Source organism: Flavobacterium collinsii (genome assembly GCF_946903285.1).
In the GTDB taxonomy this organism is placed as follows: domain Bacteria; phylum Bacteroidota; class Bacteroidia; order Flavobacteriales; family Flavobacteriaceae; genus Flavobacterium; species Flavobacterium collinsii.
The window spans coordinates 2,398,746-2,424,243 of the sequence record NZ_OX336425.1 but is presented as its reverse complement, the minus strand read 5'-3'; the positions used below and the strand labels follow the sequence as shown (position 1 = coordinate 2,424,243).

Annotated in this window: 7 protein-coding genes; 1 reads left to right on the top strand and 6 read right to left on the bottom strand. The window is 37.9% G+C overall.

The window, feature by feature from the left end:
• Positions 1-11 precede the first annotated feature (11 nt).
• The 3 genes from OGZ34_RS10340 to OGZ34_RS10330 form a co-directional block, all read right to left on the bottom strand.
• A complete protein-coding gene (locus tag OGZ34_RS10340; RefSeq protein ID WP_263362958.1) occupies positions 12-11,120 on the bottom strand; it encodes a non-ribosomal peptide synthetase in 11,109 nt (3,702 codons plus the stop codon).
• Positions 11,121-11,383: 263 nt separating this feature from the next.
• Complete coding sequence (locus OGZ34_RS10335; RefSeq protein ID WP_263362953.1) at positions 11,384-11,917, bottom strand: UpxY family transcription antiterminator; 534 nt, start codon at positions 11,915-11,917, stop codon at positions 11,384-11,386.
• A gap of 251 nt (positions 11,918-12,168) precedes the next feature.
• Positions 12,169-12,855, bottom strand: coding sequence for a hypothetical protein (locus OGZ34_RS10330; protein WP_263362957.1), 687 nt, complete (start codon positions 12,853-12,855; stop codon positions 12,169-12,171).
• A 253-nt stretch (positions 12,856-13,108) separates the two neighbouring features.
• On the opposite strand from OGZ34_RS10330, the gene OGZ34_RS10325 reads away from it, so the two are divergent.
• Positions 13,109-13,867 carry a response regulator transcription factor gene (locus OGZ34_RS10325; protein WP_263362951.1) on the top strand — a complete coding sequence of 253 codons (759 nt, stop codon included), beginning with the start codon at positions 13,109-13,111 and terminating at the stop codon, positions 13,865-13,867.
• Between the two features lie 606 nt (positions 13,868-14,473).
• Here the strand turns inward: OGZ34_RS10325 and OGZ34_RS10320 are convergent.
• The 3 genes from OGZ34_RS10320 to OGZ34_RS10310 form a co-directional block, all read right to left on the bottom strand.
• Positions 14,474-15,235 carry a ThiF family adenylyltransferase gene (locus OGZ34_RS10320; RefSeq protein WP_173966686.1) on the bottom strand — a complete coding sequence of 254 codons (762 nt, stop codon included), beginning with the start codon at positions 15,233-15,235 and terminating at the stop codon, positions 14,474-14,476.
• A gap of 374 nt (positions 15,236-15,609) precedes the next feature.
• On the bottom strand, positions 15,610-18,915 hold the full coding sequence (locus OGZ34_RS10315; protein WP_263362956.1) for a non-ribosomal peptide synthetase: 3,306 nt from the start codon (positions 18,913-18,915) through the stop codon (positions 15,610-15,612).
• A gap of 44 nt (positions 18,916-18,959) precedes the next feature.
• On the bottom strand, positions 18,960-25,379 hold the full coding sequence (locus OGZ34_RS10310; protein ID WP_263362955.1) for a non-ribosomal peptide synthetase: 6,420 nt from the start codon (positions 25,377-25,379) through the stop codon (positions 18,960-18,962).
• Positions 25,380-25,498: the final 119 nt, after the last annotated feature.

Below are 25,498 nucleotides of genomic sequence, written 5' to 3'. Positions count from 1 at the left end.
TGTTATAGTCCCTAAAATCTAAGGACTCCTTCATCCTCAAGGCTTTCTTGTGTTTCTGATTCAAACAACTCATCAAATTCTTTGAAATCTAAGACATCACTTAATCCAAAATCTGAAGGCGTTACTTCCCTGCCTTCTTTATTGATACAGTGTTCGATCAGCTGAGTTAAATTCTCTATAAATTGATCCGCCAGCTTTTTGACTGTTTCCGGACGGTAACACTCATTCGAATAATCCCAGGAAATTCTGAGTTCATTACCGGCAATGATGGCTTTTATAATAAACTTTTCTTCTATTAATGACGTAGGACTAATATGTACTCCTGAGTTTTCTGATGCCGCTGTGAAGCTTCCCTTTTGGTTTAGTACATTGTCGATCTGTCCCAAATAATTGAATACTACATCCCATCCACAATCCTTTAAGGAATTGCGAATTTCTTTAGAAGAATGCAGGTAACGTAAACATCCGTACCCCATTCCTTTGGTTGGAATTCGACGTAATGTTTCTTTTACCGACTTGATAATATCACCTTCTGTTTTTGCTCCGCTTCTGGAAAGAATTACTGGATATTTATTGGTAAACCAGCCTGTAGTTCCGGCAAGATCGATATCTGTGAATATATTTTCTCTACCATGTCCTTCAAAACCTAACGCCAGTCGTTTTGTGTCAAAAATGTCTTCAAAAGTCATTTGTAAAGCACTCAACATTAGATCATTAATTTCGGTATTGTAAGTGACATTTACCTCTTTTAATAAACGTTTTGTATACTCCTGATTCAGGATAACTTCATGGGTTTTCTTGGTCTCTCTGGTTGGTCGCTTTGCCGAAAAATCTGTTGGAAGAGGCGTATAATCACTGTTGATTTGCTGCCAGTATCCTAATTGAGATTCTATTTCCTCAGTCTCTGCAAAGTTTTTCAGTCTGTTAATCCAATCTCTGAAAGAATTGTTTTTATTTTCTAAATACAAGGTTTCATCTACCGTTTCTTCTTTCAGCAGGGTTTCCAGATCATCGATGATAAATCTCCAGGAAACACCATCTACTGCAAGGTGGTGCGATACCATAAAGAATCTGTTGTGTACTTCAGAATCCGGAGTTTCAATTAGAACAAATCGTGCTAAATCTCCTTTTTCTATGTTCAGTGATTCCTGATATTTTTTACAAATTGCGGTAATAGTTTCACCGGTATTGTTTCCTTCTTCAATGGTTTCTGTTCGATACAGATTAGTGGATTCTCCATAAAACTGTTTCCATTCGTCTTGTTCTTTGGTGTATTTAAATCGAAGCGAATCGTGACGTTTAGCTATTAGGTCTATGATTTGTTCCAGTTTTTCCTTGGTAACCTCTTTACTAATACTTAAAAGAACGGCCTGGTTGAAATGTGATACTGCCTCTTCTTCTCGCTCGAAAAACCACTGTTGAATTGGTGATAAAGGTACTTCACCTTCTAAAAGACCTTGTTCTGCTGTATTAAGTTTTTTACTGTTTTGTTCTACGGCTGTAGCTAACTCTGCTATGGTTTGGTAATCAAACAGATCCTGAACCTGAATTTGATGTCCTTTTTTCTTCGCTCTGCTGACTACCTGAATCACAATAATAGAATCACCACCCAGTTCAAAGAAATTATCGGTAACCCCAACTTGTTCTACACTCAATAAATCCTGCCAAATAATAACTAAAGCCTTTTCTACTTCTGTTTCAGGGGCTATATATACACGTTGGTTGGTAACTGTAGGATCCGGTAATGCTTTTCTGTCGATCTTACCATTTGAAGTTAACGGCATCTGATCTAAGGCCACAAATACCTGAGGAACCATATAATCAGGAACCAATCCCGAAAGATAGGATTTCAAATCAGACTCTGAATATCCTTCTTCAGCAACCAGATAACTCACCAAGCGTTTTACTCCTGTGCTGTCTTCTCTAAATAAAACCTCACTTTGTACAATTCCGGAATAGCCCTGAATCACACGACTGATTTCTTTTAATTCTACACGGTATCCACGGATTTTAACCTGATCGTCTACACGTCCCAAGAATTCTATTTCTCCCAATGAATTTCTGCGTACTAAATCTCCGGTTCTGTATAAAACCGAACTCTTGCCTGCTGCAAACGGATTGCTGATAAATTTCTCCTGGGTTAAATCCTCACGGTTTAAATATCCTTTTGAGATTCCGGCTCCACCTAGTAATAATTCTCCAGAAACTCCTATTGGACATAAAGACATATCACCACTTACAATATAAGCTTCACTGTTGGAGAATAATTTTCCAACCGGAATGGTTACATAATCAAAATCAGGATCTATCTGGTGCAATAATTTTCCAACAGTACTCTCTGTAGGACCGTAATGGTTTACAATCGCTACATTAGGATCTTGTGCTGCGATATCTTTTACATGTGATACAGGCAATACATCACCTCCAAATATCAGGGTGCGTGCCGGCAATAACAATTCTTTATCCAAACGCAAAGCCTGCCAGTGACTCGGTACTATTTTAATACAGTCGATCGGATTGGCTTTAAAATACGCTTGTAATTTCACACCGTCCATTAAAGTTTCTTTGTTGAATAAGTGTAAACATCCGCCACTCAATAAAGAACCGTACAATACGGTATTTCCTAAATCGGCAGCCAATGAAGACATCAATCCGAAGCTTTTGTTGGCACTAATTTCAATCTTAGCGTCTAATCCTTCGTAATAATCTACCAGATTCTTGTGGCTCACCTGAACTCCTTTTGGTTGTCCTGTTGTGCCTGAAGTGTACACCACATAAGCGGTAGTCTCCTCAGTTGCCAATGATGAAAAGGTAATGTCTTGCGGAAGTGCCGCTATATCTGCATACTGAATATCGATAGAAAATACAGGAACCGAGAAGTCAATCACATCAAATAAACTGCTGGATTCGATCAATAAACCTTTGATATTAGCCTCTTCTACCATGTACAACTGACGCTCTTTTGGCAATGAAAGATCAATTGGAACATAACCTGCTCCTGATTTTAAAATCGATAGAATTGCCAGTAAAGACCAATTCGAAGTATCCATCATGATACCCATCAAATCATTTTCTTTCAGGTCATAAGTCTGTTGATAATAATATGCCAATTTCGTAGCAGCTTCATCCAGCTCTTTATACGTCATGCGGCTATCATTATACACAAAAGCAATCGCATCGGGAGTTTTAGAAACTTGTGCCTCAAAAAGCGATAATACAGTTCCTTCACCTGATAATACATAATCAGTAGTATTATAATCTACAACCAATGCCTGCTCCTCTTCCGGATTAAGCATCGCCAGATTTCCTATTGATGAAGTACTGTTTATTAAAATCGTGTCCAGTAAATTCTCGTAATGTGATCTTAATCCTGATACTGTAGCAGCACTGAAAAGATCTGTACAATAGTTAAATGAAAAAGAGATTCCTTCCGGGCTGTCTTCTACAAAAATGGTCAGGTCAAATTTCGAAATATTATAATCCATTGCCACTGGTTCAATCGTAATATCACTAAATTCAGACACCTTAGCATCCGGATTGTTGTTCAAAACAAACAATACCTGGAATAAAGAATTTCTGCTTTTGTCTCTTGCCTTTTCTACACGGTCTACTACTTTTTCAAACGGAACCGCGATATGATTGTATGCTTCTAAAGTGGTTTGTTTTACCGATTTCAGCACCTCATTGAACGATGGGTTACCCGATAAATCACTTCGAAGAGCCAAAGTATTCACAAAGAATCCAATCATAGATTCTAATTCCTGCTGCGGACGATTGGCAACAGTAGTTCCGATACAAATATCTGACTGACCACTGTGACGATACAACAATACTTTATAAACACTTAGCAATAACATGAATAAAGTTACCCCTTCGTCCTTAGCATAAGCACGTAAAGCTTCACTACGGTCGTTGTCCAACCTAAAACTAATATGATCTCCACGGCTGCTTTGAACAGCAGGTCTTGGATAATCAACAGGAAGTGCTGAGGGGGCTACACCACCTAACTTTGATTCCCAATAATCTAACTTCTCCGCCAAATAAGCACCTGATACCAGAGAACGCTGCCATACCGAATAATCGGCATATTGGAAAGTAAGAACCGGTAAATCTGCTTCTCTTCCTGAGGCATAAGAAGCATATAATTCTTTAAATTCATTAACAATAACCGATGTAGACCATGCATCTGTTGCAATATGATGACGTACCAATACCAAAATATACTCGCGGTCTGACACTCTTACCACTGTTGCACGCAGCATATAATCGTTAGAAAGATCAAAAGACCTGCTGACTTCTTTTGCCATGAAGGCTTCTAAATCAGTAACAGCAGTCAAAACATTAAGTTCCCAACGATCCGAAGATTGTACTTTCTGATAGGCAATACCTTCTTTTTCAACATATACCGTGCGCAAAGCTTCATGACGATCGACAATGGTTTTGAAAGCTTGTGAAAGAAATTCTATATTAAGATCTCCTTTTAAGTTTAATAACACTGGTACATGATAATGCTCACTTCCTTTTAACCTGTCGATAAACCATAAACGCTCCTGAGCGTATGATAATGGAATATCTGCAGGTAAATCTTGTTTGCCTACCAGCGGAAGTACCGCAGTATTGTCCTGGCTTTCTATAAAAGATGCCAAAGCCGAAATATTAGTATAATCAAATATGTCTGTAATCGTAATAGCAACGTTTAGTGTAGTTTTAATAGCCGACAGCAAACGAACAGCCAATAAGGAATGACCTCCTAATTCGAAGAAATCATCTGTAACACCTACTTGTTCTACATTCAGTAAATCCTGCCAAATAGTAACTAAAACCTTTTCTATTTCTGTTTCAGGGGCTACATATACACGTCCTTCTGTAACTGTAGGATCCGGTAATGCTTTTCTGTCGATCTTACCATTTGAAGTTAACGGCATCTGATCTAAGGCCACAAATACCTGAGGAACCATATAATCAGGAACCAATCCCGAAAGATAGGATTTCAAATCAGACTCTGAATAACCTTCTTCAGCAACCAGATAACTCACCAAGCGTTTTACTCCTGTGCTGTCTTCTCTAAATAAAACCTCACTTTGTACAATTCCGGAATAGCCCTGAATCACACGACTGATTTCTTTTAATTCTACACGGTATCCACGGATTTTAACCTGATCGTCTACACGTCCCAAGAATTCTATTTCTCCCAATGAATTTCTGCGTACTAAATCTCCGGTTCTGTATAAAACCGAACTCTTGCCTGCTGCAAACGGATTGCTGATAAATTTCTCCTGGGTTAAATCCTCACGGTTTAAATATCCTTTTGAGATTCCTGCTCCACCTAGTAATAATTCTCCAGAAACTCCTATTGGACATAAAGACATATCACCACTTACAATATAAGCTTCACTGTTGGAGAATAATTTTCCAACCGGAATGGTTACATAATCAAAATCAGGATCTATCTGGTGCAATAATTTTCCAACAGTACTCTCTGTAGGACCGTAATGGTTTACAATCGCTACATTAGGATCTTGTGCTGCGATCTCTTTTACATGTGATACTGGCAATACATCACCTCCAAATATCAGGGTGCGTGCCGGCAATAACAATTCTTTATCCAAACGCAAAGCCTGCCAGTGACTCGGTACTATTTTAATACAGTCGATCGGATTGGCTTTAAAATACGCTTGTAATTTCACACCGTCCATTAAAGTTTCTTTGTTGAATAAGTGTAAACATCCGCCACTCAATAAAGAACCGTACAATACGGTATTTCCTAAATCGGCAGCCAATGAAGACATCAATCCGAAGCTTTTGTTGGCACTAATTTCAATCTTAGCGTCTAATCCTTCGTAATAATCTACCAGATTCTTGTGGCTCACCTGAACTCCTTTTGGTTGTCCTGTTGTGCCTGAAGTGTACACCACATAAGCGGTAGTCTCCTCAGTTGCCAATGATGAAAAGGTAATGTCTTGCGGAAGTGCCGCTATATCTGCATACTGAATATCGATAGAAAATACAGGAACCGAGAAGTCGATCACATCAAATAAACTGCTGGATTCGATCAATAAACCTTTGATATTAGCCTCTTCTACCATGTACAACTGACGCTCTTTTGGCAATGAAAGATCGATTGGAACATAACCTACTCCTGATTTTAAAATCGATAGAATTGCCAGTAAAGACCAATTCGAAGTATCCATCATGATACCCATCAAATCATTTTCTTTCAGCTCATAAGTCTGTTGATAATAATATGCCAATTTCGTAGCAGCTTCATCCAGCTCTTTATACGTCATGCGGCTATCATTATACACAAAAGCAACCGCATCGGGAGTTTTAGAAACTTGTGCCTCAAAAAGAGACAATACAGTTCCTTCTCCTGCTAAAGAGTAATCAGCAGTATTATAATCTACTACTAATGCCTGCTCTTCTTCCGGATTAAGCATCGCCAGGTTTCCTATAGATGAAGTACTGTTTATTAAAATCGTGTCCAGTAAATTCTCGTAATGTGATCTTAATCCTGATACTGTAGCAGAACTGAAAAGATCTGTACAATAGTTAAATGAAAAAGAGATTCCTTCCGTACTGTCTTCAGCAAAAATGGTCAGATCATACTTCGCAATATCATAATTCATTGCCACTGGTTCAATCGTAATATCACTAAATTCAGACACCTTAGCATCCGGATTGTTGTTCAAAACAAACAATACCTGGAATAAAGAACTTCTGCTTTTATCTCTTGTTTTTTCTACACGGTCTACTACTTTTTCAAACGGAACCGCGATATGATCATACGCTTCTAACGTGGTTTGTTTTACCGATTTCAGCACCTCATTGAACGATGGGTTACCCGATAAATCACTTCGAAGAGCCAAAGCATTCACAAAAAATCCAATCATAGATTCTAATTCCTGCTGTGGACGATTGGCAACGGTAGTTCCGATACAAATATCTGACTGACCACTGTGACGATACAACAATACTTTATAAACGCTTGCTAATAACATGAATAAGGTTACGCCCTGTTCTTTCGCATAAGCTCGCAAAGCCTCACTGCGATCACTGTCCAACTTAAAGCTAATATGATCTCCACGGTTGCTTTGAACAGCAGGTCTAGCATAATCAATAGGAAGTGCAGACGGAGCTACACCACTTAATTTGGACTCCCAATACCCTAATTTCTCTTCTAAAACAGCACCCGATAATTCTGAACGCTGCCAAACCGAATAATCGGCATATTGAAAATTAAGAACTGGTAAATCGGCCTCTCTTCCTGAGGCATAAGAAGCGTATAATTCTTTAAATTCTTTAACAATTATAGATTCAGACCAACCGTCTGTTGCAATATGATGACGTACGATCACTAAAATATGTTCTGCCTCCGCTACTTTAATAACAGTAGCACGCAGCATATAATCTTTTGATAAATCAAAAGGTTTTTTTATCTCATCAGCAATAAGATCCTGATAATCGGCATCCGCAGCAACCACATTCAGTTCCCAGCTATCAGCCGGTTGTACCACCTGATAAGCAACACCTTCATTTTCTACAAATACGGTGCGTAAGGTTTCATGACGATCGACAATGGTTTTTAAAGCCTGAGAAAGGTAGGCTGTATTTAATGCTCCTTTTAAGTTTAATAAAACCGGCATGTGATAGTGCTCACTTCCTTTTAATTTATCGACAAACCACAAACGTTCCTGCGCATAAGATAATGGAATCGCTTCGGGTAAATCTTGTTTGGTCACCAAAGGAAGTACGGAATTAGCATCCTGTTTTTCAATAAAATAAGCCAAATCAGAAATCGTCGGATTACTAAATACGTTTGTAATGGTAAGCCCAATGTTCATTGTGTTTTTTATAGCCGATATTAATCGCACTGCTAATAAGGAATGTCCTCCCAGTTCGAAGAAATTATCAGTGATACCAACCTGCTCTGCTTTTAGTAGATCCTGCCAGATGACAACCAATTCCTCTTCTGTTTTTGTCGTTGGTGCTACATATTCGTATTCTCTGCTAAATACTGGATCCGGCAGTGCTTTTCTGTTTACTTTACCATTTGATGTTAATGGAATTGCATCCAGCTCTACCATAATTCCCGGAATCATATACCCCGGAATATGTTCTCTTAAATAGGCAATAACCTCGTCTTTTGTTTTACCTGCTGTAAGAACGATATACGCTATCAGTTCATTTACACCGTAAGCGTCTTCTCTCGCAATAACAACTCCCTGACGTATAGCTGGACAGCTGTTTATCACGGTATCCAATTCTCCCAATTCAATTCGGTAACCTCTAACTTTTACCTGACTGTCTTCTCTTCCAAGGTATTCTATATTTCCATCCTGAAGCCACTTTGCATTGTCACCGGTTCGATACAATTTTCCTTCTCCAAAAGGATTGTTTACAAATCTAAAAGCATTAAGTTCCGGAAGATTGATATATCCTCTGGCTACCTGAACACCTCCTATATAAAGTTCTCCAGTAACACCTTTGGGTTGTACATTCATTTCACTATCCAGAATATAAATCTGAGTGTTTGCTACTGGTTTACCTATTGTAATACGTCTTAAATCTATTGCCTTTAAAGGAATAATACAGCTTGTTACATCTATAGAAGCCTCTGTAGGTCCGTATAAATTACTCAAAATAACATTCGGCAATACTTTTTGAAAATCTTCTGCCTGGCTTATTTTTAGAGCCTCTCCACTACACACCACATTTTTCAGACTGCTGCATTTAGTAACATCGATATCCAGTAAAAAGGCGCTTAACATAGAAGGTACAAAGTGAATCATTGTAACCTGATGTGTCGCAATCAATTCTCTTAAATAATCACTGTCCTTATGTCCTTCCGGTTTTGGAATGACTAGTTTACAACCGGATAACAGAGGAAGAAAAAATTCCCAAACTGATACATCAAAACAAAAAGTAGTTTTTTGTATCAATACATCGTCAGCCGTTAAATTATAATATTCCTTCGCCCATAATAAACGATTCACTAAACCACGTTGCTCATTCACTACTCCTTTAGGGTTTCCTGTAGATCCCGAAGTATAAATTACATAAGCTGCGTTGGAAACCGGTATTGCTACGTTAGGATTCGCTTCTGACTGATTTGCAAATATTGTATCCTGTTCGTCCAGATTTAGTATTGCAATATCTTCCAGAAAATTAACTTTACTAATACTACCTTTATTTACAAGTACAGCCTCTGCCTTTGTATCTTTTAAGATGAAATCAATTCGCTCTGCCGGATAATGAGGATCAATTGGTGCATAAGCTCCGCCGGATTTCATAATACCCAACATCCCTATAACCATTTCAAAAGAACGCTCTATACATAGCCCAACTATAGACTCTGTCGTAACTCCTATACTGCGTAAATAATGGGCAACCTTATTGGCGCTTGCATTTAAAGCTGCATAGGTCATCGTTTCTCCTTCATAGGCCAAAGCAATTCCTTCCGGATTACTGGCAACTTGTGTTTCAATCAAGTCAACAATCGTAATATCGGTAGGATAATTGTTTTTTGTGGCATTAAAATCCACCAATAATTCTTTTTCTTCTTCTTTACTGATGTAAGTTAATTGACCTATTGGAGTTTGCGGCTGAGATAATACTTCTTTTAAAATTTGTTGATAATGTCTTATTAAGCCTTCAATCATTTGATATTCGTACACTTCTGTATTGTAAGAAATATCTAAAATTAACTGCTCTCCGGCTTCTCTGAAATTAAGTTCTACATCGAATTTTGAAACTGTTTCTCCTAAATCAACAATTGTATCGCTTTTTGCCGCTGGTATTTCGACCGTTTCATCATTTTCTGCCGTATTCTGAAGTACTAATAAAACATCAAATACACTGCTTCTTCCCGCATCTCTTTTGATATTTAGATTTTCTACTAAACTATCAAAAGGATACATTTGATGATTAAACGCTTCCAGTGTCTGCTCTTTAATTCTTTTATAAATCGAGGTAAAATTTTCCTGAGTATTTATGGTGTTGCGCAAAGCAATTGTATTCACATAAAAACCAATCTGATTGGCCAAATCTGCATGATCACGACCTGCTACCGGGCTTCCGATAATAATATCTGAATCTGAGGTATATTTATGCAAAAGAATATTGATGGTCGTTAGTAAACCGATAAAAGTACTGCTGTTATTCTCTTTTGTAAAAAGCTGAAGCATAGCAGTTGTTTCTTTAGAAATATAGGCTCTTAAGCTTCGTCCTTTGTGTGTTTTTACAGAAGGTCGGCGTTTTTCTGAAGGAAGATCCAGGACAGGCAGCTCACCTGCAAGACTTTCCATCCAATACGTTTTATCTATAGTTGAACCAGCTGTATTTATTTGTAATGCCTGCCAATTTGCATAATCTTTATATTGAATTGCCAGAGGTGCAAGATCAGCTGCAGTCCCGTTGACAAAAGACTCATAAAATGCAAATACATCTTTTGCCAATACATTCATAGACCAGCCATCGCTAATAATATGATGCATGTTATAATAGAAAACATAAGTTTCCTCTTCTGTCTGTAATAAGCTTACGCGGAATAAAGGCCCTTCTTCTAAATCAAAGGGTACGTATGAATCTGTATTGATATAACGGGTTACGCTTGCTTGTTTATCATCAGCATTCCTGAAATCAACATAAGACAGCTTAAAATTTACTGCTGCTGTTGGCTGCACGTATTGTCTAATGTCACCGTTCTCCTCCATTTTGAAAATAGTACGTAAGATCTCATGACGCTCTATAGTCGCTGTAATGGCTTTTTGAAGGCGTTCGATATCATAACTCCCTTTTAGAGTGGTATGCATAGGCATGTTGTATACGGCAGACCCTCCTTCAAACTGACTTAAAGTCCAAAGTCGGCGTTGTCCTGCTGATACCTCATAACTTTCTGATACAGGAACAGATGAAATCACTTCAAAATTAAACTTCGAACTGTTTTTACTACTTTTAAGTAAGGCGATAAGACGATCTTTATTGGTTGAAATATCGATTTTATCTTCTGCTGTAAGAGCAGCTGTGTTTCCTGTTACTCTTAAATTTTCTTCTAAATCATCCAGGAAAATTTGTACTTCTTTATTGGATAGACTGGTAATTATTGATTTGATATCTTTCATCTTAAAAGGGTTTTCTAAATACTGTATTTTTGAATTAATAACTGTGATAATTAAAATGGCCAATTTGTAACACCAAACACATTGTTCTAAAAGACAATGTGCTGTGATGTTTTTACTATGTTGTAAAAACTAAATTTTGATTTTGTAAGGAATGGTCCAATTGAGAGATATTCTATACTGTGTTGCAAGTACAAAAGATCACTTTGGTGAATAACTCCACATGGGATGTGGATGCTACTCTTTTTGAAAAGGAAAACTAAAAACTACGCCTTAGCAAAGACGTTTTCTGTTGGATTGGATAGATATGACAAAGGAATGATGGCTGAGATATTCTGACGCAAAGAACTTAGTCTTACACTGATTCTATGCTGATTGTCGACTCTGAAAACTTCACATTCAAGTCCGGATAATTCTCCATGCTCGATTTTAAGTTTATCTCCTATTTTGGGTAGTGCCGGTTCAATCTGAACATCTGTGATGTCTTTTACCTGGGTAAAAAGCCTGATATGATCGATTTCTTCTTCGGAAACTTTTCCATATTCTCTGCCAAAAGACAAATAAGAACAGCCACTCTCTACATTTAAGGCATCATGAAAGTCTTTATTGGATTTGATCTTGACAAAGACATAACTGGGAAATAATGGAATCTCTATTTTCTTGATTCTGTCACTCCATTTTCTAATACTGGTGGCCATTGGCAAAAAAGCTTCAATATTTCTTTCTATTAACTCTTTATAGACTTTACTCTCATGTCTGTACCTTACGTAAAGAACATGCCAACCTTGTTTTTGATCCATACTATTTGGTTTTTTCGTCACCGGACATAGCTGCGCTATTACCAGTCACATGGTTATTTTTTTTAGAGATACGTTTTTTGGTTTAATAGCTTTACCTTTTTACTTTAAAGTAACTTTGGTAATAATGTTTTTGTTGAAACTCTCTAGGCAAATTATATTGTGTTTTGAGAGTGTTGTAAAAATCGGAATGTTGAGGACTCAACTACTTATTTTTACTGAAGTAAATTTACAATACAGGTTTTCAAATTCTACTACACCAAAGTGTAGTTCAACTTGTTAGCATCAAATACTACCTTATTGGGTAGTTTGGAGTTTGGAGTCGAAAGCTCAAAATCTTCCGGTGTAACTAAATCTTTGTTCTCGTTGTAGAAATCGATCAGTCCGGCATAAGACATCGATACCGGTATAGTTTCAGAACCCAGGTATTCGATTGATTTTCCAACAACCTTTGCTTTAATACCCATTAGAGTCAATACACGAAGCAATTTGGCATCTATCTCGGCAAAAGCCATATTGTCTTTGTGTTGGCAAACCGGAGCAATGGCACAAACCAATAGTTTTTTTAGCAGGTTCACATCACGAACGCCTTTTTTGATGGCAAAACGTCCAATATGCCATATTTCATTTATTGCATTTCCTTCAGCACAAATAAAAGGATTGATGCCAAACATTTTCTGAATTGGAAGCGGTGTGATGAAATCCCATTTTAATACTCTAATAGTTCCCACAAGATCTCCAAGATCATTTTTGAAAGCGAAGATTTTTGAGTTCTCTAAGAATCCCATCTCTTCCTTATAAACGGCATCAATATCATTTTGATAATGACCAGGAAGAATTTCATTGGAATGGTGATTGAAGTTTTCTGTGACTACAAATTTTGACATTAAAAGGATGTCATTTTGACTAATTTCTGTGTGGTGGTTTTTGGCGAGTTTCATAGTATTTGTTTTCTCCAAAACTATCACCACAAGTTACGCTTCATATTACACAAAATACTAGTTTACAGTATTTTAAACAAAAACTACCTTTAAGTGTAGTTTTTGAAACGACATTTTTTTGTCAAAAAAAAGCGTCAAAAAAACGAATATATTTACCCGCTCGATTAAAAATTATATTAGAGCAGGATTAAATTTTTTAATATCATATCTGCAATTTTCCTATATTCACATCCTGTTAAAAAAATACTAAAATATGGTAATTGAAAACGACTTTTTTTCCTCAAACAACACCGTTCAGAAGATCTCTGAAGACGAAAAAGGCAGACTTGGAGATTATTTAGAACTGGTCAGGGCGTTTGCCAGAACTACTTACAGCAGTATTTATATTATTGACTACGAAAAAAAAGGTTTTGAGTATGTGTCCGAAAATCCATTGTTCTTATGCGATCATACGCCGGCAGAAGTTCAGGAATTAGGTTATGCCTTTTACTTTAAGTACGTGGTGAAAGAAGACCTAGATTTATTACTGAAAATCAACACTATAGGATTTGATTTTTATCAAAATATTCCTGTAGAGGAGCGCATACATCATACAATTTCATATGACTTTAGGTTAAAAAATCCCAGTGGAAAGACTTTTTTGGTCAATCAGAAGCTGACTCCCGTTTTTTTAACCAATGATGGTAAGATCTGGAAGTCTATTTGTATTATCTCTCTTTCTTCTGAACTGCAGTCCGGGAATATCAAAATTTATAAAAAAGGGGAGAATAAGATCTATAACTATGATCTGGAAGGAGGTTTTTGGAAGATGATGAAAAAAATAGAACTTACCAGCCGTGAGAAGGAGGTTTTGCAATATTCGATTAGAGGTTTTACCATTGCCAATATGGCCGAAAGTATGTTTGTCTCCGCTGATACGATTAAATTTCACAAGAGGAAATTGTTCACCAAACTAGGTGTTGGCAATATTGCAGAGGCAATAGCTTATGCAACCAGTAATAAACTGATTTAAATCACATTCTTTAACACATAGAAGAATAAGTTGTTCTATGTGTTTAAATATTCTTTCACGCAGATTCTGCAGATTTTTTAATCTAATTATCTTCTGCCTTACAATCTAATAATCTTGCAATGGACTTACTCAGGGGCGTTTATTTAAACACATAGAAACATAGCTTTTCCAGCTGAAATTAAGACGTTTTCACTTCAAATAAAACGCAGAGTCCTACGCGAAAGAAATATGCCTCTATTAGACACTCTTTACTCTTTACTCTTTACTCTTTACTCTTTACTCTTTACTCTTTACTCTTTACTCTTTACTCTTTACTCTTTACTCTTTACTCTTTACTCTTTACTCTTTACTCTTTACTCTTTACTCTTTACTCTTTACTAAAACCCGTGTCTCCATGTGGTAAATATTCTTTCACGCAGATTCTACAGATTTTTTAATCTAATTATCTTGTGTCTATTATCTTGCGTCTCACAATCAACTTAATTCATCGACAATTACTCCATCATATAAAAAACATAGCTTTCACACTCTTTAAAGAACATAAAAGCTATATTTCTAAATACTGGTCATTATTTCAACCCACACCTAATGGGTTTCTTTAATACGCTATAAATCCTCGTCTATAATAGCGGACAGATAAAACTCAGGGAATTTCTTGAATTTTTTACCCGTCGCAATGTTAAAGAGCAAGTGGGTGCATAAGGCCGCTACCGACCAGGAAGCGATGGCCATTTGTGGCGGTGACTGACATCCTTTTTCGATTTTGTATTTTTCAATAATGCTATCCATCCATTTTTGCGGATTTCCCCAGAATCTCAGGTAACTTGAGGCGTAATCCATCATAGTTGCATCATTAAATTCCTCATCCTGATTGGCCAGCGCATTCAAAAGAAGACCATCTCTGGCGATAACAGTAACCAGACTTCCCCATCCTATATTATAAGGATGCAGAACCGGAATATCAAGCTTTTGGCAAGCCGTATCAAATATGAGTGGTACCGGAGAAGAAAAGTCCAGTGTATTGATTGCTGCTTTATGACCATTAATATGATCTCCTATGTTTTCAACAGTTAAGAAAAAATCGAGACAATTGATTTCTGCATTTTTATTAATCGATCTCAATCGTCTGGCCAAAGCATCTACCTTGTTTGAATCGACATCATCTTCGGTGTAATTTTGTCGGCTTAAATTAGACCGCTCTACCAGATCACCATCAACAATGGTAATTTTTTCAAAACCAAAACGCAACGCACATTCCGCAATTACGCTTCCAATGCCACTCCCTGCCAGTAAAATGGGGAAGTTTTTTATAATTTCTTGTTCTTCATCTGTCAGATAAAGTTTATTTTTTGAATAACGATCATCCATAGTACGTATTTTTTATTCAAAATTAAACATAAACAAGAGGCACCCTTTTAACCAAAAAGGTAGTTTTTATCGGTTCAACCCTTATAAACACTAATTTCTTGCCTCTTAAAACACTTATCCATTGTAAATCAAACAATTATACAATAATTCATTTGCAAACGATAATCATATTAGATTTTTAGCGGAATAACCCTGATGTTCAGACAGTTCTTCTTTTAAACTTCAACGCACTACAGAACACGTATATGTTGCCTCAAACTAAATTACGAAAGGCTATAAAACAAAAAAACAGTTACAAGAACACTCTCGTAACTGTTTCATTTAGTTGTTTATATCTGATCATTTCTTTCCTTTTTTAGGAAGAGACCACAATCTTAAAAAAACAATTCATCTCCTGCCACTGAAGAAATCAGCGGCTGATTGTTTAAGATTTGTATGGATTCTATGTGGCGCGCAAGATTGTTAATAGTGGGTTCATTGTACAATTCTTTAAGTTCAATTTTAATATTGAATTCTTTCTGAATTTTAGAAATTACCTGCGTTGCCTTTAGACTGTGTCCGCCAAGCGCAAAGAAGATATCCCCGACTCCTATTTTGTCTTTCTGTAAAACGTCCTGCCATATTGTAACCAGTTTTTCCTCTGTTTCATTAGAAGGAGCGATATATTCCTGCTGAATAACATCAGCTGAACTCACCGCCGGTAAAGCATTTTTATCGATTTTTCCGTTGGGTGTAAGTGGTAAGTGGTTTAAGAATACAAAGTAACTCGGTACCATATAATCAGGGAGTTCACGTCCCAATGCCAATCGAAGCTGTTGTTTGTCTACCGCCGAAGTGCTCACCAGATAACTCACAATTACAGGATCACCCTGAACTGTTGCAGTGACTACGACACACTGGTCGATGCCTTCCTTAGCCTGCAATACCTGCTCGATCTCACCAAGTTCAATGCGATAACCTCTGATTTTGACCTGACTGTCTTTTCTACCGATGCATACGACGGTGCCATCAGGTAACCATTTACCCAAATCTCCGGTTTTGTATAGTTTAGTGCCTTCTTTGAAAGGGTTTTCAACAAACTTTTCTGCCGTTAGTTCCGGTTGGTACAAATAGCCTCTGGACAATCCATCACCCGAAATACAGATTTCTCCAATAACTCCCACTGGCTGTAAGGCCAAAGCATCTGAGAGAATGTAAAACTGAGTATTGTCTATCGCTTTTCCAACAGGAACTGAACTCTCATAAGAACCTTCAACTCTGTAATAACTGCTATAAGTAGTATCTTCTGAAGGACCATATAAGTTTCTCAGAGCAATCCCTGAATCTTTGAAATGATTGGCGATACTCACCGGAAAAGCTTCCCCTGCAAGGTTAATTCCAACCGCATTTTCAAAGGAAGTCCCTTTTTCGATAAGCGTGTGAACCACAGAAGGAACGGTGTTGATCAGTACGTTTTGATCGTTTTGGATATAATCTCCAATGGCCAATCCGTTGGTTAATAAGCGTATTTTCTTGCCGATACTAAGCGGATAGAAGAACTCATAAACCGATAAATCAAAACAATGTGATGTTACTGCGTAAAGAATCTCAAAGTTGGTATCACTAAATTCTCTCTGTGACCAGTGCAGCATTTTTGAAGCATTCTGATGGGTAATCATTACTCCTTTTGGTTTGCCTGTTGAGCCTGAAGTATAAATGATATACGCCAGGTTATCTGGGTTAAAAGTAATCTGCGGAAGTGCTTTTGAAATGGATTCCGATTGGTTAAATGCTTTTATAAAAGCCTCGTCTATGGTCACTTTACATTTACTGTCTTGCTCAATGTAGGCAATACGTTGTGCTGGATAGTTCGGATCGATTGGAACATAAGCACAGCCCGATTTTAAAACAGCCAGTAAAGCAAGAGGCAGCCATTCTGTGCGGCCTAATTTCACACCTACCAGATCTTCTATTCCCAGATTGTAATTACTCAACAAATAATGCGAGAGTTCGTTCGACAACTCATCGAGTTCTTGGTAAGTAAAAGTTTTATCGTCAGTTACCAGAGCAATTTGTTCCGGGGTTTTTCTTGCCTGATTTACAAACAGATCGACCATCGTGGTGTTGGGATACTCCACTGTAGTATCGTTAAAATCATACAGCAATTGTGCTTTTTCGGCAGTGCCTAAATAGTTTACGCTGTCTACTTTTTGACTTGGATTTTGAATAGCTTCTGTTAAAAAGGTATCCAAATGCGAAGCCAGACGCGTTACAAAATCTGCCTCATAAATATCGATATTGTATTCGATGTACAGCGACAACTGATCTTGGTTTTCTGAAAAAGCAAAAGTCAGATCAAATTTACTGAAAGGTTTTTTCAACTGTTTGTAGGCCGATACTTCAATCCCATTTAGCGTTAAACCTTCAGACGCCAGTAATTCCTGCTGATTCTGAAGTACCACTAAGACATCAAATAAAACAGATCTGCTTAAATCTCTTTTGAGTTCAAGCGCTTCCACTAAACTGTCAAATGAATATTCCTGATTGGAATACCCATTTAATAAAGTTTCCTTTTGTATGGCCAATAAGGTTTCAAAATTGGCTGTTTCTTCAAAAGTCGTCCGAATCGCCAGAGTATTCAAATACAAACCCACCTGATTTTCCAAATCGCTGTGTTCTCTTCCTGCTACGGGAGTTCCTAAAATAAGGTCTCTGGTATTGGTGTATCTCGAAAGTAATCCGTTTATCCCAGCCATTAAAAGCATGAAAAGCGTCACCCCATTCTGCTGTGCATAGGCATTCAGCCGGGCAGTACCCTCTTTAGAAAAAGAATAATTAAATCCCGAACCATTATAGGTTTTAAGCTTAGGTCTTGTTATACTCGAAGGCAATTCCAAAACAGGTAAATCTCCCGAAAAAGTATCCCGCCAAAATACCTTGGCCTTTTCCAACAGAACTTGTCTTGCTGAACTGTTCTGCCATTCCGAATAGTCTTTGTACTGAATAGACAGGTTCGGCAATGCCACTTCATTCCCTATTGATAATCCATTATAAATGGTTATAAACTCTTTGCTCAATATCCCCATAGACCAGCCATCACCAATAATATGGTGCATGTTCAGCATCAGAATATGACGATCGACGGCCGTTTTTACAATCTCAGCTATAAAAAGAGGTCCTTTCTCTAAATCGAAAGCATGTCTTTGGCGTGTATCAGCATGATTACTCAAGGCTTCCTCTGTAACATTAGTTAAATCTGTCCGTTCCAAAGTTCTTTTATATTGGGCAACGGGAACAATGTACTGCCCCAGATTCCCCTGTTCATCTGCTTTAAAAACAGTGCGTAAACTCTCATGTCGTTTTACCAAAATTTGAAACGTTTCGGCTAATTTCTCTAAATTCAACACTCCTTTAAATTCGAAGGCAACAAATATGTTGTAAGCCGAGTTCCCGGTTTCAAACTGACTCAATGTCCACAATCGGTGTTGAGAAGAGGTAAGCGCATAAGAATCTTTTATTTCGGCTTTCGGAATAGATTCAGAAGAGGAAAGCAGTGCAATCAGTTCCTTTTTATAAACTTTAATGTCTTCAATAATTTCAGGAGTCAAAGCCCCTTTTGGGGCATTAATCTTTAGGTTTCCATTATCTATCTTAAGTCTGATATTTAAGGACTGTAACGTATGTATTAATTTTTTTATCACGATATGATTTTTTTAATAAATTAAAGTACCTCTATGGTTTAGAACTATATCATTATCTCGTCAAGATCATCCGTCGACTCTCCCGCCAATTGATTCTGAAAAACTATAAATTTTAGTTTTTCTGAGACCCCAATAACGTCCTGACTCTCGTATAAATCCTGAATCGAAAATCTGGTATCGAAAGTCCTGTTGATTCTGTTGATTAAAACAGTGGCTTTTAAACTGTTTCCTCCTAACTCGAAGAAGTTATCGGTAACACCAATCTTTTCCAGTCCTAGTATATCCTCCCAAATGGCAACCAACTTTTCTTCTATTTCATCAGTTGGAGCTATATATTCGAGTTGAATAACATCAGCTGAACTCACCACCGGTAAAGCATTTTTATCGATTTTTCCGTTGGGTGTAAGTGGCAATTGGTTTAAGAACACATAGTAACTCGGTACCATATAATCAGGGAGTTCACGTCCCAATGCCAATCGAAGCTGTTGTTTGTCTACCGCCGAAGTGCTTACCAGATAACTCACAATTACAGGATCACCCTGAACTGTTGCAGTGACTACGACACACTGATCGATGCCTTCCTGAGCCTGCAATACCTGCTCGATCTCACCAAGTTCAATGCGATAACCTCTGATTTTGACCTGACTGTCTTTTCTACCGATGCATACAACGGTGCCATCGGGTAACCATTTACCTAAATCTCCGGTTTTGTATAGTTTAGTGCCTTCTTTGAAAGGATTTTCAATAAACTTTTCTGCCGTTAGTTCCGGTTGGTACAAATAGCCTCTGGACAATCCATCACCCGAAATACAGATTTCTCCAATGACTCCCACTGGCTGTAAGGCCAAAGCATCTGAGAGAATGTAAAACTGAGTGTTGTCTATCGCTTTTCCAACAGGAACTGAACTCTCGTAAAAGCCTTCAACTCTGTAATAACTGCTATAAGTAGTATCTTCTGAAGGACCATATAAGTTTCTCAGAGCAATCCCTGAATCTTTGAAATGATTGGCGATACTCATCGGAAAAGCTTCCCCTGCAAGGTTAATTCCAACCGCATTTTCAAAGGAAGTCCCTTTTTCGATAAGCGTGTGAACCACAGAAGGAACGGTGTTGATCAGTACGTTTTGATCGTTTTGAATATAATCTCCAATGGCCAATCCGTTGGTTAATAAGCGTATTTTCTTGCCGATACTAAGCGGATAGAAGAACTCATAAACCGATAAATCAAAACAATGTGATGTTACTGCGTAAAGAATCTCAAAGTTGGTATCACTAAATTCTCTCTGTGACCAGTGCAGCATTTTTGAAGCGTTCTGATGGGTGATCATTACTCCTTTTGGTTTGCCTGTTGAGCCTGAAGTATAAATGATATACGCCAGGTTATCAGGGCTAAAAGTAATCTGCGGAAGTGCTTTTGAAATGGATTCCGATTGGTTAAATGCTTTTATAAAAGCCTCGTCTATGGTTACTTTACATTTACTGTCTTGCTCAATGTAGGCAATACGCTGCGCCGGATAGTTCGGATCGATTGGAACATAAGCACAGCCCGATTTTAAAACCGCCAGTAAAGCAAGAGGCAGCCATTCTGTGCGGCCTAATTTCACACCTACCAGATCTTCTATTCCTAAATTATAATTACTCAACAAATAATGCGAGAGTTCGTTCGACAACTCATCGAGTTCTTGGTAAGTAAAAGTTTTATCGTCAGTTACCAGAGCAATTTGTTCCGGGGTTTTTCTTGCCTGATTTACAAACAGATCGACCATCGTGGTGTTGGGATACTCCACTGTAGTATCGTTAAAATCATACAGCAATTGTGCTTTTTCGACCGTCCCTAAATAGTTCAGGCTGTCTACTTTTTGACTTGGATTTTGGATAGCTTCTGTTAAAAAGGTATCCAAATGCTCGGCTAAGCGTGCTACAAATTCTGCCTCATAAATATCGATGTTGTATTCGATGTGTAAAATCAATTGTCCTTCTTTCTCAGAAAAAATGAAGCTTAAATCAAACTGACTTACTTTTCTTTGATAGCCTTTGTAGGGTGTTAGGCTTAATCCCTCTATTTGCTGATCTGATGCAAACAGATCTTGTTGGTTTTGCAATACAACCAGTACATCAAAAAGTGCCGATCGGCTGGTGTCTCTTCCTAATCCCAGTTCTTCTACCAGATTATCCAATGGATATTCCTGATGCGAATAAGCATTTAATAAGGTGTCTTTTTGTGTTTCCAGCAGGGTTTCAAAACTGGCTGTTTCTTCAAATGTGGTTCGAATGGCCAGTGTGTTGAGATAGAGTCCAATTTGGTTTTCTAAGTCACTGTGTTCTCTTCCTGCTACGGGAGTTCCTAAAATAAGGTCTCTGGTGTTGGAATATCTGGATAGTAATCCGTTTATTCCCGCCATTAAAACCATAAAAAGACTGGCTTGGTGCTGTTCTGAAAAGGATTGTAAATTATTACTTGTTTCTTCGGTGAAGCTATGGGTGATGGAATCTCCTGCATAGGTCTTCACTTTTGGCCTCATTTTAGGAGTTGGAAGTTCCAGTACCGGCAGGTCTCCGCTAAATATGTTGAGCCAGTAGGCTTCTGATTCTTTTAGTTTCGAAAGCTGTTTTTCGCTTCTCATCCAGGATGCATAGTCTTTATATTGTATGGTCAGTTCGGGTAAATTGCTGTTTATACCCTGAACCAGATGATGGTAAAGTGTTAAAAGCTCATTACTTAAAATTCCCATAGACCAGCCATCGCTGATGATATGATGCATGTTAAAGAGCAACAAATGTCTGTTCTCTTCTAATTTAAGCAGATGTAAATTGACCAAAGGTGCTTTGCCTAAATCAAATTGGTATTTATAGCACTCTTCTACTCTTTCTTTGAGAACTACTTCTTGATTTTTAATTTTACTAAAGTCTGCATAATCAATTTCAAAGTCTACGGCTGAAGCCTCGGTGATGGATTGGCGCACTTCTCCTTCATCATTTCGTTTGAAAGAAGTTCGTAAGATTTCATGTCGGCTAATAACGGTTTTAAAGGCTTGTGTCAAATGTTCCAGGTTTAAAGAACCTTCGAGTTCAAACGAACCCGGAATGTTGTAGGCCTCGTTCCCGCCTTCAAACTGACTCAGTATCCATAAACGATGCTGAGATGAGGTTAGAACATAGTCTTCCTGCTCTTCTGCTTTGGGTATGGCGGTAAAAGCTCCCGCTTCCAGTTTGGAGATGATTCCTGTGATGGTAGGATTTAAAAAGACGTCTTTTACGCTTATTTGATAGCCCAGCTGACGGTTGATTTTATTGGCTACTAAGATGACTTTTAAGCTGTGACCACCCAATTCGAAGAAATTGTCTGTGATGCCAATGTTTTTTATGCCCAATATTTCTTCCCAGATGGCTACTAGTTCTTTTTCTAAGGCTGTTGTCGGAGCTATGTATTTCTGCAGCACAATGTCACCTGTACCCACTGGCGGCAAGGCTTTTGTATCGACTTTGCCATGTGAGGTTAAAGGAATAGATTCTAGTTGTACGTAATAAGAAGGCAACATATAATCCGGCAAGTGATGGCTCAGTTTGGCGCGGAGTTCCTGTTTGTCTACTGGTTTCTCGCCAACCAGATAGGCAACAATTACGGCTTCTGTTTCTATCTCCTGCACGGTTACTACGCACTGATTGATGTTTTCTTGGACTAAAAGGGCGTGTTCGATTTCTCCCAGTTCAATACGGTGTCCTCTTACTTTCACCTGATGATCTTTACGGCCTGAAAATTCGATGTTGCCATCGGCTAGCCATCTGCCTAAATCGCCTGTTTTGTATAGTTTAGCTCCTTTGATAAAAGGATTTGGAACAAATTTCTCTGCTGTTAATTCTTCCTGATTGAGGTATCCTCGGGAGAGGCTATCTCCTGAGATACATATTTCTCCGAACACTCCGATAGGTTTTAAGGCCTGATCCTCGGATAAGATATAAACTTCACTGCCTTTTAAGGGTTTGCCGATGGGAATGAGATTACTTTCTAAATGACTTGTGTCGACTCTGCACATAGTAGCACTGATAGTGGCTTCGGTAGGTCCGTACTTGTTGTAGAAAGTAGCAATTTTAACCATTTTCTCTGCTAAGTTTTTAGGACAGATTTCTCCTGCGGCAACGATTCTTTTTAGCGTTTTACAGGAAGATAGGTTCTCCAGATGAGACAAATAACCAGGGGTGGCATGAAGGTGTGTTACAGAATATTCCTGCAATACATTGATAAAATCTGCCGGATCAATGATACGCTCTTTGGATACCCCTATCAGTGAAGCTCCATTGAACAAGGCTAAAAAGATTTGTTCCATAGACGCATCAAAGGCGTTGTTTGAGAATTGCAGCACACGATCTGAATGGTCCAATCCAAATTCTTCTGTCTGGTTCGTAATGTAATTGACCAAACTTTTATGTTCGATCATAACTCCCTTAGGTTGTCCTGTGGAGCCTGAGGTGTAAATTACATACATCAGCTGATTTGGATCCAGAGCAATTTCAGGTGATGTTGTTGGATAATTCTCCTGACGAGATCTAAAGTCTGCTAACAAACGTTCGTCAATTATAACTTTACTCTGACTGTCCTGTTCGATGTACGCAATTCTTTGCTCCGGATAGGTCGGGTCAATTGGAAGATACGCTGCGCCGGTTTTTAAAACAGCCAGTAAGGAGATGTAAATCCACTCACTACGATCCAGTTTTACGGTGATTAAGTCCTCTGCATTGATCTCAAAATTGTTTAATAAGTAATGTGCCAACTCATTGGATACTCCATCCAGTTCTTTATAAGTCAAGGATCTGTCCTCGAATATCAGTGCTACTGCATCAGGAGTTTTAGCAACTTGCTCCTCAAACAACGCAACTGCTGTGGTGTCTAAAGATAATTCTGCTTTTGAAGTATTGAAATCCTGTAAAAGAATCGCTTTCTCTGAAGCAGAAATATAATCTAATGTGGCTACTTTTTGATTCGGATTTTGGACTGCTTCTGTTAAAAAGCTATCAAAATGCGAAGCCAGACGCGTTACAAAATCCGCCTCATAAATATCAGTATTGTATCCGATGCGTAAGGACAATTGTCCCTTTATCTCTGAAAAATAAAAGGTCAGATCAAACTTGCTAAATGATTTTTTTACATTTTTATAGGGAGCTATCTCAAGACCATTTAAAACTAAGCCTTCGGCTTTTAATAGTTCCTGCTGGTTTTGAAATACCACTAAAACATCAAACAAAACAGATCTGCTTAGATCTCTTTTGATCCCAAGTTCTTCTACTAAACTGTCAAATGGATAATCCTGATGTGAATAGGCTGTTAATAAGGTTTCTTTTTGTATAGTCAATAATTCTTCAAAAGTAACTTCTTGTTCAAATGTGGTTCGAATTGCCAGTGTATTCAAATACAAACCAACCTGATTTTCTAAATCACTGTGCTCTCTTCCCGCTACAGGAGTCCCTAAAATAAGATCTTTGGCATTAGTGTATCTATAAAGCAATCCGTTTATCCCTGTCATTAAAAGCATAAAAAGTGTCACCCCGTTTTGCTGTGCATAGGCATTCAACTGAGCAGTATTTTCTTTAGAAAAAGAATAATCTACCCCTGAGCCATTATAAGTTTTAAGCTTAGGTCTGGCTGTACTCGACGGCAATTCCAAAACAGGTAGTTCTCCCGAAAATCGATCTAACCAGGATGCTTTGGATTTTTCCAGTACTGCTTGTCTGGCCTCACTATTTTGCCACTCTGAGTAATCTTTATATTGAATAGACAATTCCGGTAATATCACTTCATTTCCCGTAGACAATCCATTGTAAATGGCCATAAACTCTTTGCTCAATACCCCCATCGACCAGCCATCTCCAATAATATGGTGCATGTTCAGCATCAGAATATGACGATCGGCGGCCGCTTTTACAATCTCACCAATAAACAAAGGCCCTTTTTCTAAATCGAAAGCATGCCTTAAAAGTGTATCAGCATGATTACTCAGGGCTTCCTCTGTAGCATTAGTTAAATCTGTAAGTTGTAAAGCTCCCTTGAATTGGGCAACGGGAATGATATACTGCCCCAAATTTCCCTCTTCATCTTCTTTAAAAACGGTCCGTAAACTCTCATGTCGTTCTACTATGATTTTATAGGCTTCTGTCAATTTTTCCAAATTCAGCACTCCTTTAAATTCGAAGGCATCAAATATATTGTAGGCCGAGTTCCCGGTTTCAAACTGACTCAATGTCCACAATCGGTGCTGTGATGAAGTAAGCGCATAAGAATCTTTTATTTCGGCTTTCGGAATAGATTCTGAAGAAGAAAGTAAAGTGATTAATTCATTTTTATGAGCTTTAATGTCTTCAATAATTTCAGGAGTCAAAGTTCCTTTTGGAGCATTAATTTTCAGATCTCCATTCTCTATTCTGAGCCCGATATTTAAAGATTGTAGAATGTGTATTAAATTTTCTATCATGATATGATTTTTAAAGTAAAGAAAAACGCCTGTATGATTTTGAGAATTCACATACTATACGCTCAGTGATTAACAACAAAATAGCCTCCACAAAGGGCTGAATGTATCTATAGTACAAA

Bases quoted from the DNA above. Each gene is read 5' to 3' on its own strand.
- OGZ34_RS10325 (WP_263362951.1), top strand. From the start codon at position 13,109: ATGGTAATTGAAAACGACTTTTTTTCCTCAAACAACACCGTTCAGAAG.
- OGZ34_RS10310 (WP_263362955.1), bottom strand. From the start codon at position 25,379: ATGATAGAAAATTTAATACACATTCTACAATCTTTAAATATCGGGCTC.
- OGZ34_RS10335 (WP_263362953.1), bottom strand. From the start codon at position 11,917: ATGGATCAAAAACAAGGTTGGCATGTTCTTTACGTAAGGTACAGACAT.
- OGZ34_RS10340 (WP_263362958.1), bottom strand. From the start codon at position 11,120: ATGAAAGATATCAAATCAATAATTACCAGTCTATCCAATAAAGAAGTA.
- OGZ34_RS10330 (WP_263362957.1), bottom strand. From the start codon at position 12,855: ATGAAACTCGCCAAAAACCACCACACAGAAATTAGTCAAAATGACATC.
- OGZ34_RS10320 (WP_173966686.1), bottom strand. From the start codon at position 15,235: ATGGATGATCGTTATTCAAAAAATAAACTTTATCTGACAGATGAAGAA.